We start from the raw sequence: 12,583 nt of genomic DNA, 5'->3' as shown, positions 1-12,583 counted from the left end.
ACGTCCAAGCATAAACTGACGCAAGCCCATGCAACCGGGCCGTTAGGCGTCGTCGCCGTACTTGCGTAGCCAAACGTCAGGCTCAGTCACGCCGCCGACAGTGGTTACGGTCACCTGGGCGCGTTGGATCGTGAGCTCGGGGTTCCCGGCAGTCATCTGTGCCGCATTCAGGTTGAACTCGTGTTGATAGGTCGCGAGCCCCTGCAGGATGCCTCGCCACGCAGCCTTCAGGATCGCGGTTGAAATCGCGTCCTGGTCCCTCACCGACAGCTCCGTCAGGGAGGGGGCTCGATCGACCAGTTCCCGGACTAGGTCGTTGGCTATCTGTTTCACGAACGGCGTTACGTCTGTTGGGTCATCGCTCATGGGGCAGAGCTCCTCTATCGCATGCTGGTGAGCGGAACATATCCGACGACGACCTCGGCAGCATAGGGGTCTCCGCTACCAGCTTGCGGGCCCACCAGTCGGCCCAGGTGATAGGGTGGCGTCTGCAAACGCGTCAAAAGGCGGGGCCGATGGGCGACTATCGAGTGACGGTCAGCATGCCTACCGCGGCATATGCAGATTACCCGACTATCGTCGGGTTGCTTGCTGCGGACGCCCTGACCGAACCACCGATCCTCCTAGAGATGGACGATGAAGGCAACATCAAGTCGCTGCACCGTGAGCAGGGACAGCCGCAGCCTGAGTCATTGAGAATGATGATCGGCGTTCGAGTTCACGGTGTTGGACCGCTCGAAGCCGTCACGACGGCGTTTAATCTCGTGGCGCAGAAGATGGGCGTGGCGAAGCTCGATGCCCACTATCCGACCGTCTACCACGTCCTGCCTGTCAAGGAGTGATTGGGTAGGTCACCTCACCACACCGACGACTGTGGTGATCAGCGGCCATCGACGACGACCGAATCTCCGCCCTACGCAGCGAGTCGTAGCCAGACGGTGTATCGGTCCCACCATGCGAGCTGTACCCACTGGTAGGACGCGCCGCAACAAAGCGGCCCGACCGAGTACGGGAGCTGTGCGGTCCGTTCCGGCGGAATTACACGCCCGCACTCCATCAAGGTGGTGACGGTCTGTGTCCGCTGGCGCGACTTCGACGTTGCCAACCCGGACTAGTCATTAAGGGGTCTCCGGGCGTCGGTGTGGACATGGTGAGCGTTGGATTCTGGGTTTGAGGAGGCCTCTCGCCGTCTGAGAAAGCCTCGCATGCTGCGCGCTGGTTGGCGACACGCTCGCCGCCCACTCCGCAGTCTGCTGGCTCCTGACCTGGATCTTGCATTAAGTAGTCGCGCCCCGGGCTTGCCGGGGCGCGAGAACGTCCGCCTGAGCAGCGAAAATGTGGGTTACCACGCTCACGTTTCCGGTTCAGGAGGTTCACCCATATGGTGCAGCATGAAGGGCTGCTGGCAAAGGTAGATGTTCGGGCGGACGGCGCCGGTGTGGCGGGGCATGTCGGCAGCGCGCTTTTGGCTGGGGTGGCGGACCGGGTTGGGCTCACACGAGCGCTGTCTGTGGCGATGGCACCCAGTCGCCGGCGGCGCTCCGCGCACGACCCGGGGGTTGTTTTGCGTGATCTGGCGGTGATGCTTGCTGATGGCGGGGACTGTTTGGCGGATCTCGGCGCGTTTCGTGACCAGCCTGACCTGTTCGGGAACGTGTGCTCTGACTCAACAGCGTTTCGGGTGATCGACTCGATCGATCAGGAGTGTCTTGCCCGGTTGCGTGACGCGGTCGCGGTCGGCAGGGCCCGCGCGTGGGAGATCGGCGCAAGACCGGAGCGTTCACTGGCACGCTGGCATAACCGGCCGGAGCGGACCGTGATCGACATCGACGCGTCGCTGACCACCGCGTACTCGGAGAAGGAGCAGGCGCACGGGAACTTCAAGGGCGGCTACGGGCATCATCCGCTGCTTGCGTACCTGGACGGGACCGGGGAGGCGCTCGCAGGGATCTTGAGGCCCGGGAACGCGGGGTCGAACACCGCCAGCGATCACAAGCAGGTTTTGGATCTCGCGCTTGCGCAGCTGGATGAGAAGGCGCTTGATGGGGAGATCCTGGTCAGGGCTGATGGTGCCGGCTCAACACATGAGCTGTGCGTTTACTGCCGTGAGGGTGATCTGCGGTTCTCGTTCGGGTTTGACCTCTCCCAGCCCGTTCGTGAGGCGATCATCGCGATACCTGAGAGCGCCTGGGAACGGGCGCTCCGTCGGGACGGAACAGAGCGCGAGCATTCCTGGGTGGTTGAGATCACCGATCATGTCGACCTCTCCGCATGGCCTGAGCGCTCCAGGCTGATCGCCCGTCGCACCACCCTTACAGACGGTGATCAGCAGTCCTTCGCAGACCATGACGGCTATCGCCTGGCGGTGTTCATCACCGACCAGCAAGACGGCGACATCCGCCAGCTTGACCTGACCCATCGTGGCCACGCCCGGGTTGAGGACCGCATCCGCCAAGCGAAGGACTGCGGGCTGCGTAACCTCCCGTTCCGCCAGTTCGCCAACAACCAGGTGTGGCTCTGGCTCGTGATGCTCGCCCAGGACCTGATCGCCATAACCCAACAACTCTGCCTCAAAGACCAGGCACGTCGCTGGGAGCTCAAACGACTGCGCTACCGGCTGCTGCACCAGTCAGGCCGCATCAGCCGTCACGCCCGCCGCAGCGTGCTGAGACTCTCCGGCTCCTGGCCGTGGTCAGCACAGCTCGCCGCCGCGTTTGCGCGTCTGAAAGCGCTCGAAGCCCCCACGGGCTGACCCACGCGGCGCTGCTCAGCGCCACGGCCACCCCACCGACGATCACTCCCGCGACACCCCGGGCGTCAGCCTGCCCAAAAACAGCACCCCAACCCGCCAGAGGGACCCCGACCGCGCCACACACCGATCCGCAAGCGGCCAAAGAGACCCCGCGCCACCCGCACCAACGCTCCCGCGCCCCCCTGACAACCAACCCAGCCGCTTACTGCAAGATCGAGGCTGATGGTCAAGCGGCCCGAAGCAGAAGACGACGATGCCTGTCACGACGGCATTTTCCAGGCTTATGCGACTCCCGGGGCATGGGTGTGAAAGGTTCGCTTCGAGCCCGGCCGGGTGGTCGTCGAGGTAGCGCTCAAGCGGCGGTGGCTGATCTGCCCTGAGTGCGGCTACTCGACGAGGGCGCGCAAGTACACGCGCCCGGAGCACTCGGTCTGACGGCACCTGGATTTCGGCATCTGGCGGTTTGAGGTCCATTGCCGCCGGCGCCGGTTGTGGTGCCCAGAGCGAGGGGCGATCACCTCGGGGGTGCTGTTAGCGCGGCCGGGCTCGGAGTTCACACGCGACTTCGAGTGTCCGGTCGCGTGGTTGGCAGCCAGGACGGACAGGTCGACGATCAAGCGGATGCAGCGGATCGATTGGGATACGGTCGGGCGGATCATCAAGCGCGTCTGCGACGACGAGCTCGATCCGCGGCGTCTGGAGGAGCTCTATGAGAGCGGCGTTGACGAGGTCCGCTGGAAACGCCAGCACAACTACCTCACCTTGGTCGCCGACCATCAGCGCCGTCAGATCGTGTGCGGATGCGAGGGCAAAGTGGTGGCCGCTGCCGACCGGTTCTTCGAGGATCTCGACCCGCCGCTTCAGGACCCGCCAGCAGATACCTACAAGCCGTCGGGGGAGTCTGAGCAGACGATCATGGTCCCGTTCGGCCCCTGCCCGACAGTGCCCTCGGGCAACGGCATCCACGGCACGTGGCTCGAGTCCGACGTGGAGATCGAGCCCGCGATCTTCGCGCGCGTGGGCAAGCTGCGGGTCGTGTCGATGGACACGACCGGCGGCTACGCCAAGAGCGTCCGCGCCAACGCGCCACAGGCGACGATCTGCATCGACCCCTACCACGTGGTAGCGCTCGCCGACCAGGAGCTTGACGACGTCCGCCGCGCCTACTGGAACGAGCTGCGCTCCCGCGGCCACCAGAACGCCGCCAAGCGCTTCCAGGACGCCCGCTCGTCGCTGCTAAAGAAGCTCGAGAAGCTGGCCGACGCCCAAGCCGCCACGCTCGCCCGACTGAAGACCGCTGGCGGCGAGATGTGGCGCGCGTACACGCTCAAAAAAGCCGTCCGCGGCATCTTCGAGCGTGGCCTGGATATCGACGACGTCACTGTCCTGATCGACCGACTCCTCAGCCGCCTCGCCCGCTGCTGGCTTCAGCCGTTCGTCAAGCTCGGCAAGACGATCCGCAAACCGCGACGGGAGCCTCGCCGCCATCCGTCTCGGGATCAACCAGGGCCGAACTGAGGCGCTCAACAAAAAGGTCCGGCTGATCACTCGCCGTGCCTACGGGTTGCGCAGCGCCAAGGCCGCGCTCGCGCTCATCCTGCCCACCAGCCGCCCGATCACCCTTCACCTCCCACACTAACTGCACGTGTTCGAAATCGGCTGACACTGACCACATCGATGCCGAGAGAGCCTCAATAAAGCGCCGCGCCCCCGCAAGCCCAGAACGCGACCACTTAATCCAAGATCCAGGTCGTCAGGCGTGTTCCGGCCTCACTGAAACTTGCTGGTGGGGCGGTCAGCCGCCGGATTGTGCAGCGAAGCTCCCATCGCTCGGCTTCCATGACCACCATATTCCATGGAGGCCGCCAGCAACCTCAGGCACCCGAACCCCCGCGGACAGCGCGAGCTGCCCGGGAGTCGATGCCACCCGCACCCGCGCTCCGACGGTTCGGGACCGCGCTCGTGCGAGAGGGCGCTGTCAACCACTTGGCGCCGGGCCGAGAATGGCGCGCGCAGACTTCGTGCTCGACCACGGAGAGCCCCAAATGATGCACTCCCGTGATGCACTTTTCGCGAATCTGGCCCTAGCCGACCAGCAACACGCCCAACAATACGCCGGTTTGCAGGCGGTTCATGGATGGGCGGTGAGGGGCTCGAACCCCCGACATCCTGCGTGTAAAGCATCCCGGACTCGGGTAGGCCGAGCGTCCGCCCTCAGTGTTCCGCAAGAGGCCATCGCCCCAGGGCCTTGCCGCACTGGACGAACTCGTTGATCCTACCGGTGGAGACGCTGCCGGAGTCCGGCACCGAAACGTTGAACTGAAGCACGCCGTCCTGGCATCCGCAGTTGTCTCAGACCGCAGCAGAGCCCCCGGGCGCGCGGCGCTCGCGCGAGCGGCCCGCATAGCCATCTGCCCGACAGCCTTGCGACCGAGCGACCTCGCCGGCTGCGCGAGCATCACAGCCCGCCCGCCACGACAAACCGGCTCTCGTTTGGTAGCCAAAAGTGGTAGCCAAACCCAAATGGCCCCACTTTGCCACCCTCTGATCGCCTCAACAGCCATCGATTTGCAGGGCTTTCTTGAGTACCCCCAGCCGGGCTCGAACCGGCGATCTCCTCCGTGAAAGGGAGGCGTCCTAACCACTAGACCATGGGGGCGCGAAGCCCCATTGTATGGCGGGCGGTCCGCCGCCCCGGACGGCCGCCGTCAGCGCCGTGAACGGCCGTGGCGACCACCGATCGACCACAGGCGCAGACGACCCTGCAACTACAGTCAGCGGTAGACCGAGATGACCGTGCCCGCCCATCCAGACTCCCGCTCACCCGCGCTGTCGGGTGTCGCGCTCGCAGCGCCACCGCTGGCCCTGCCGCTGACGGGCGCGACCATCGACCGAGCCAGTGACCTGCGCGACGACCGCAACGAGATACTGCGCCTGCTGGATGACCCGCAGGCCGCCGTGCTGGGCGCGAGCGCCGACCGCGTGCTGATCGGCGACTCGCCGCGCCCGCACCTGCTGCGCCGCCCGCTCGCCGGCAACATCAACCCCCACCAGCCAATCCTGCTCGGACTCGATGCCGGTGCGCCGCTGTTCGCCGCCGACCTCGACGACCCCGAGGCCGCGAGCCAGGCAAGCGACACAGGCCTCGGCCGCCTGGTCACCCTGCGTGAGGCCGGCCTGCTGCTGCCGCAGGCCGAGAGCGGGCTTGCGGCCTATCTGGTGGCGCTGCTCGGATGGCACCGGAACCATCGCTTCTGCGCGCGCTGCGGCAGCCCGACTCGGGTGAGACAGGCGGGGCTCGCGCGGCGCTGCCCGAGCTGCGGGGCAAGTCACTTCCCGCGCACCGACCCGGTCGTGATCATGCTCGTCGACGACGGCTGTGGCAACGTCCTGCTCGGCCGGCGCATCGGTTGGGAGCCGGGGCGCTTTTCGATCCTGGCAGGCTACGTGGCACCCGGCGAGACACCCGAGGAGGCCGTGCTGCGCGAGGTCCACGAGGAGTCAGCGGTCCGCGCGCATGCGCCGCGCTACATCGCCTCCCAGCCGTGGCCGTTTCCGGCCTCGCTGATGCTGGGCTACGAGGCGAGCGCCGAGCGAGGCGGCGCGCAGCCGCCTCGCCCACAGCCCGGTGAGATGGTCGAGGTGGCGTGGTTCAGCCTCGACGAGGTGCGCGAGGCCACCGGTCCCGAGGATCGCCCGGCCAACAACGAGCACGCCAGCGGTGCGCTGCGCCTCCCGGGCCAGGTCTCGATCGCGCGCCAGCTGATCGACGCCTGGGTCGCCCGCGGCGGCCACCGGCTCGACTCATAGGCGCGCCTCCGGCTCCATGGCACCTCCCGCTCTGGGGCGCCTCTCGCTCTGGGGCGCCTCTCGCTCTGGGGCGCCTCCGAGTCGAGGTCGAATCCGCTTTGGCCAGGTGGCCGAAGCAGCCGACCGGCCGAGGCGGCAGAATTCGCAGCCCGAAAACCACCAGACCACCGCGGAGGGGTCACGTGAACGCGACGCTCGAGTTGAGCAGTGCACATCCGGCCGGCGGCTCAGTCACCGACGAGCCGCTGTTTGAGACAAAGGGGATTGACTACATCCCGCTCGCCGAGCGCCGTGGCGTGCCCCGGGACCTCGCCTGGATGTGGGCGGGCGCACTCTTCAACGTCGAATACGTGGTTTACGGGGCCCTGCTGATCGTCGGCTTCGGCCTGCGCTTCTGGCAGGCGCTGGTCGTGGTCCTGGTGGGCAACCTCTCGTATCTGGTCAACGGCCTGGGCTCGCTGCAGGGGCCGCGTGCCGGCACCGCCGCGTTCACGATCAACCGGGCGCCGTTCGGACCCGCCGGCGCGAAGCTGATCGCGGTCTTCAACTGGATGACCCAGGTCGGCTACGAGGTGCTGGGGCTCTACCTGGTTGTCTCCGCCGGCCTCGCGCTCCTCAACAAGGCGGGTGTCGGCACCTCGGACGGACTCAAGTGGGCGCTGATCGTAACCGCCACCTGCGTGCAGCTGGCGCTGCCGCTGTTCGGCCACCGGATGATGCTGCGAACGCTGCGGATGATGGTCGGCCCGTTCGTCGTGCTGTTCATCCTGCTGGCGATCCAGACGATCGGCAAGGCGCATCTCGGCGCGGGCCACGACGCCAGCTGGGCGAGCATGATGGCGGCGCTCGCGTTCGTGCTCTCCGCCGGCGGCTACGGCTGGCCGATGAACGCCAACGACTTCTCCCGCTACCTGCCGCCCGACACCAGCCCGCGCAAGATCGTCGGCTGGGTGGCGCTCGGCGGCTTCATCCCGACCACCCTGTTGATGCTGCTGGGCGCCGCCGTGGCCACCGCGATCCCCGACGCCTCAAACCCGATCGCCGGGCTGCCGCACGCGCTCTGGGGCTGGTTCATCTGGCCCTACCTCGCCTTCGTGATCGTGCAGCTGTTCGCGATCAACTCCATCGACCTCTACTCCTCCGGCCTGACCCTGCAGGCGATCATCCCCGGCATCAAGCGCTGGCAGTGTGTGCTGCTCGACACGACGATCGCGGGCGCGCTCACGGCGGTCACGGTCTTCTCCACGAGCTTCTACTCGTTCCTCGAGGACTTCGTGCTGTTCATGCTGATCTGGATCGCGCCGTGGGTGGCCATCTACCTGACAGACTTCTTCCTGCGCCGTGGCCACTACGACTCCGGCGCGCTGATGCAGACCGCCCGCGGCCTCTACCACCGCTCCGGCGGCATCCACTGGCCGGGCATCATCGCTCAGCTGGTCGGCATGGTCGCGGCCGCATCCTGGCTGAACGCCTATCCGGCCTGGATCTCGCCGCTCTCAAACCAGACCGGCGGCGCGGACTTCAGCGTCTTCATGGGCGCCCTGTTCGGCGCCGGCACCTACCTGCTGCTGAGCCGCCGCACGGTACGCGCCGAGGCGTCCGCCGCGACCGCCGACAGGGACGAGGCCTGGCTGGCGGAACTGGCCGCCGAGGGCTGAGATCGGTGGGCCGGCCCCGCTGGGCCGGCCCCACCAACGACGCCTTACACAGCCGCGCTCACTCCCCGAAGTGGGCGAAGATGCGGCGCATCTCCGGTGCCTCGAGCGGCCCCAGCGCGGCGCTGAAGGGCATTGTCAGGTGGTCGCCGTCGTGGGTCGTGAGCATGTGGTCGATCACGCTCGGGCAGACATTCTCGGCGCAGAACCACTGCACGGTCGGGATCCAGGCCAGACGCCGCGCGACGAACATCGACTGGATGTGGTTGACGAGGTCGTGGTAGGCGGGCGTCTCCGGCGAGGAGCAGGTGCGCTGGGTGGCGCCCGGGGCGGTGATGCAGGCGGCGGTCTTCTGCAGCTGACCGGGTGGGTCCTCAAGCCAGACGCCGTGACGCACATCGCGCATCACCGACCGCAGCTCGGCGGTGGTGCTCACGGGATGGTGCTCCAGGTAGCCGCCGGAGAGCTTGAAGGCGACCAGCGTCGCCACCGGGTGCAGCTCGCGGTCCTGCTGGATCGCCCAGCGGTACCAGTCGGCGCAGGGGAAGCCGGGCAGGTTGGTGTGCACGCGGTTGACGAAGCAGCCGGGCTTGTCGAGCACCACCACCGCGAAGTGCTGTGCGCGCGCCACCCGCAGCAGCCCTGGCACCCACATGCCACCGTGGGAGTCGCCCACGATCGCGACCACCCTGTTGGAGGTCGGGTCGCCGAGCTTGCAGATCTTGCTGGTGATCCCGGGGCCGAAGGCCGGCTGGCAGCCGCGCGGGATGTCGTAGCTGATCAGCACGTTCTCGCGCGCGAGCGTGGCTCCGTCCGGCACGAGGATCTTTGGCAGCGGCGCGTTGGCGCGCACCGCCGCGACCGCCGCCAAGAGCGCCGGCAGCGGTTTTGCGTCGAGCAGGCTGATGGGATCCGGCTGCCCGGGCGCGGGCCGCAGCGGCGGCACGACGATCTTCTGGGCGGCCTGCGCCTCGGAGACAAGCGTCCCCTCGACGATGAACGCCGGCACCATGATCGCCGTCAGTGAGGTGCCGATCGAGATCGGCACGAGCAACGCGGTACGCCAGCCGCGCAGCCAGCGGGCAAAGCGCAGTGGGTTCTCGTAGAAGTGGAAGGTCAGCGCTGAGAGCGCGAAGGCGCCAGCCAGGAGCCCCAGGTTGTCAATCACCGGCAACTCATGGCCAGCCGCCTGCCAGGCGATCACGAGCGTCGGGTAGTGCCACAGGTAGAAGGTGTAGGAGCGGTCACCGACGTAGGCCATCGGCCGTGTGGCCAACAGCCGATCAACGCCCCGGCGGGTGCTGTGCAGGCCCCCGATGATCAGCAGCGCAGCGCCCACCACCGGCAGCAGCGCCGCGTAGCCGGGAAAGATCGTGGCGCTCGAGAAGACGAAGGCTGCCGTCATCACCATCCCCAGCCCGACCCAGCCGAGCACCTCGCGCAGCACCCGCGAGAGCCGTGCCGCGTACGGCGCCGCGAGCGCCATGAGCCCGCCCAGCCCGAGCTCCCAGGCTCGCGCGAAGGGCGAGAAGTAGGCGCTCTCTGGGTTGGTGTAGCTGTCGTGGATGGAGTAGATGAGCGACCCCGCGCAGACGAGCACCAGCGTGACGGTGACGAGCTTCACGGCGCGACGGCGGTCAAAGACGCCGTGGCGGTGTGAGACAAACAGCACAACCGCCAGCAGCGACGGCCAGACCAGGTAGAACTGCTCCTCGACCGACAGCGACCAGAAGTGCAGGACCGGCGAGGGCAGGCCCGCGGCCGCGTTGGCGAAGTAGTTGGTGGCCGTGGCGGCGAAGTGCAGGTTGGCGTAGAAGAGCGCCGCGGCCAGCTCGTCCAGCAGCACCGGCCGGGTTGCGAGCACGTCGGCGCGCCACACGTCGTAGACGAAGTAAACGGCCACCGCGGTGACCGCCAGCGTCAGCGTCGCGGCCGGCAGGATGCGGCGCGCGCGCCGCGCGTAGAAGCGGGGGATCGAGACGCGCCCGGCGCCGTGCTCGCCGTCGCGTCCATGGACGCCTCCCAACCCCTCGCGCAGCAGCAGCCCGGTGATGAAGTAGCCCGACAGGACGAAGAAGACATCGACGCCGATGTAGCCGCCCGGCAGGAAGGGGACGTTGGCGTGGTTGAAGGCGACCAGCAGCACTGCGAGCGCGCGCACGCCCTGCAGGTCGCGCCGGCGCTCGGTGGCCACCGAAAGTGCCCCGGTCCCGCCCTGCCTGTTGGTTGCGTCCCGCCCGTCACCCGAGCGCGCCTCGCGCTCCGGTTCGTGCCCCCCTCGCGTGACGATTCCAAGCTGCATCCGCAGACCGCCTCTGGAGGTGTTTGGCGGAGGGCGACCGCCGCCCTCTCATGATGCTCGCAATACCCCAAGCTTAGGTCGCCAAACCCGATCGCAGAGACATTCTTTTGGCTCTCGCGCCGACGGCGCCGCGCCGCGAGGGCCACCGAGGGCTAGTCGCCGTCCTCGTCCTCCAGGGCTTCGATTCCCTCGTGCACGGCCAGTGCCGCGATCGCCAGCCCAATCAGCGGGTCAAGCCACCAGGCGCCGAGCAAGGTGTTGGCGAGCAGACCCACGAGCACGCCCGCCGCCATGTATGCGCAGAGCAGGTTCTGTGCTCCCTCGCCGATGGTCGCGCGCGAGTCGAGCGCGCGCCCGAGCCGCTGCTTGGCGCCCCCCAGCAGCGGCATCACGACGATGCTGGCGAGCGCCAGCGCGATGCCGACGCGGCTCGTGGACGGATGCTCTCCGGTGAGCAGCGTGCGGACCGCATCCTGAGCGACGTAGGGTGCGAGCAGGAAGAAGCTCACGGCGACCAGGCGCTGGGCGCGGTGCTCGGCGGTCTCCGAGGCGAGGCGGCTGCCGCTGAAGCGCCAGATCACGATCAGCGCCGCGCACGCCTCGATCGCGGAGTCGATGCCGAAGGCCAGCAGCGCGACCGAGCCGGCAGCGGCCGCAGCGATGATCGCCACGGCGCCCTCAACCGTCATCCAGCCGAGACTGATCCACGAGAGCGTCCTGACGCGCCCTGCCACCGCAGCTGCGTCCTACTCGGCCTTGCGCATCGTGACGCGGACCAGCCGGCGGGGCAGTGGCCCCTCTTCGAACGGTTCGACCGAAACCAGCCCGTAACCCTCGGCGAGCCGCGCGATGGCCTCGTCGGAGAGGAAGTGGACGATGAAGCCGCCGCTCTCGTAGAGGTTCTCGCCGTGGTGTGTGCCCTTGCCCCAGTCGGGGTCGCTGGTGCTGCGGGCGGTGTATACGTTCAGACCACCAGGTCTGAGCACCCTCAGAATCTCCGCCGAGAGGCGCGCGAGCTGCGCCTCAGTGAAGGCCATGCAGTAGAGCATGTGCGAGTAGCAGGCGTCGAAGCTCGCGTCGGTGAACGGCAGGGGTTCGCGCAGGTCGTGGCCAAGCACCCGCACCCGGTCGGCCAGGCCGTGAGCTGCGAGCCTGGCGCTTGTCGCCGCGGTCGCGCTCGCGGCGTAGTCAAGGGCGGTCACCAGGAAGCCGTTTGTGGCGAAGAACAGCGTGTCGCGCCCCTGCCCGGCGCCGAGCTCGAGCAGACGCGTGGCGCCCACCTCCCGGAAGGCTTGCGCGGCGGCTCGGGCGGGTACGCTCGCGTCTGTCCCGAAGCGGTCTGGGCTCGCGGCGAGAATGCGCTGCCAGTGCTCCTGCTGGGCGTCGAGCTCGGTGTGTCGGTCCGGAGCAGACATCACAGAAAATGCTACGCGGAGCGGCGCCTGCGGGGGAGCGGGCGGGCTAGCTGAGGTGTTGTGCGTACGGGGTCTACCCTCAGCGCCCGGCTCCCGGTGGCGCCCCGGTCGCCCTGCAGCTCGGGGGCAGGCTCCCGAGCTGCTTCGGCGGTGTTGATGCCGCGCCCGGGAAGCTAGCTGGCGGGTCGGACGTGACCGCGCCAGAAACAAAAAAGGCGGTCCGGGGGCGACGACCGTGCCTGCTCTCACGCGTAGCCTGCGCGCGGAAAAAAGCTCTGTCGCCAGCCGTCGGGAGCCGCCTCGCTTGGCTTTCGCTGGGCCTGCTCCCTCCCGAACCGCTGCGCTGAAACTTACCCCAGCGCCTGTGGTGTTTGCAAGCCGTCGCAGCGAGTGTTCGCGCAATTTGGAGAGAAAGCGCGCACCGGCGAGCAGGCCGGCGCAACCGACGCCGGCGGGGACCAGCAGCTTCGATCCGCACCTCCTGATCGAAGTCGCAAGGCCGTAAGCGTCGCTGGGCAGGCTGGTCTACACAATGGTCGCGATCAGCGTGTTGTAGATCGTCGTCTGCGCCCCGCCGACGGCGAGTGCGGCAATCACGGGCCAGCGCGGCGAGCTCGCCTATCGTCAGCATTCGCTCCACGCGCCCAAG

8 protein-coding genes, 1 tRNA gene and 1 pseudogene are annotated in these 12,583 nt (G+C 67.8%); 5 read left to right on the top strand and 5 right to left on the bottom strand.

Translation table 11 applies throughout. The features are described from left to right. Positions 1 to 42 precede the first annotated feature (42 nt). On the bottom strand, positions 43 to 366 hold the full coding sequence (locus tag M3M54_RS13785) for a hypothetical protein (protein WP_249019615.1): 324 nt from the start codon (positions 364 to 366) through the stop codon (positions 43 to 45). Between the two features lie 149 nt (positions 367 to 515). Here M3M54_RS13785 and M3M54_RS13780 point away from each other — a divergent pair, with 149 nt between their 5' ends. The 3 genes and pseudogenes from M3M54_RS13780 (at position 516) to M3M54_RS13770 (ending at position 4,391) form a co-directional block, all read left to right on the top strand. Next, on the top strand, positions 516 to 842 hold the full coding sequence (locus M3M54_RS13780; protein ID WP_249019614.1) for a hypothetical protein: 327 nt from the start codon (positions 516 to 518) through the stop codon (positions 840 to 842). Positions 843 to 1,381: 539 nt separating this feature from the next. Continuing rightward, positions 1,382 to 2,752, top strand: coding sequence for an IS1380 family transposase (locus M3M54_RS13775; RefSeq protein WP_249019586.1), 1,371 nt, complete (start codon positions 1,382 to 1,384; stop codon positions 2,750 to 2,752). 621 nt (positions 2,753 to 3,373) lie between these two features. Next, positions 3,374 to 4,391, top strand: a pseudogene (locus M3M54_RS13770) (transposase). A 947-nt stretch (positions 4,392 to 5,338) separates the two neighbouring features. Here M3M54_RS13770 and M3M54_RS13765 read toward each other — a convergent pair. Then, a tRNA-Glu gene (locus tag M3M54_RS13765) sits at positions 5,339 to 5,411 on the bottom strand. Between the two features lie 137 nt (positions 5,412 to 5,548). On the opposite strand from M3M54_RS13765, the gene nudC reads away from it, so the two are divergent. Further along, entirely contained in the window at positions 5,549 to 6,562 is a 1,014-nt protein-coding gene (nudC, locus tag M3M54_RS13760) for an NAD(+) diphosphatase (RefSeq protein WP_249019612.1), read from the top strand. Between the two features lie 182 nt (positions 6,563 to 6,744). Next, positions 6,745 to 8,220, top strand: coding sequence for a cytosine permease (locus tag M3M54_RS13755; RefSeq protein ID WP_249019611.1), 1,476 nt, complete (start codon positions 6,745 to 6,747; stop codon positions 8,218 to 8,220). 58 nt (positions 8,221 to 8,278) lie between these two features. Here the strand turns inward: M3M54_RS13755 and M3M54_RS13750 are convergent, their stop codons facing one another. From M3M54_RS13750 to M3M54_RS13740, 3 genes are all read right to left on the bottom strand, one after another. Beyond that, the gene (locus M3M54_RS13750) at positions 8,279 to 10,519 is read right to left on the bottom strand and encodes an acyltransferase family protein (protein WP_249019610.1); all 2,241 of its coding nucleotides are present in this window, start codon (positions 10,517 to 10,519) and stop codon (positions 8,279 to 8,281) included. 152 nt (positions 10,520 to 10,671) lie between these two features. Then, a complete protein-coding gene (locus M3M54_RS13745) occupies positions 10,672 to 11,253 on the bottom strand; it encodes a cation transporter (protein WP_249019609.1) in 582 nt (193 codons plus the stop codon). Between the two features lie 12 nt (positions 11,254 to 11,265). Next, positions 11,266 to 11,934, bottom strand: coding sequence for a class I SAM-dependent methyltransferase (locus M3M54_RS13740; protein ID WP_249019608.1), 669 nt, complete (start codon positions 11,932 to 11,934; stop codon positions 11,266 to 11,268). Positions 11,935 to 12,583 lie beyond the last annotated feature (649 nt).

Source organism: Conexibacter sp. S30A1 (assembly GCF_023330665.1).
Classification (GTDB): Bacteria; Actinomycetota; Thermoleophilia; order Solirubrobacterales; family Solirubrobacteraceae; genus Palsa-465.
This window is presented reverse-complemented; position numbering and strand designations above follow the sequence as displayed.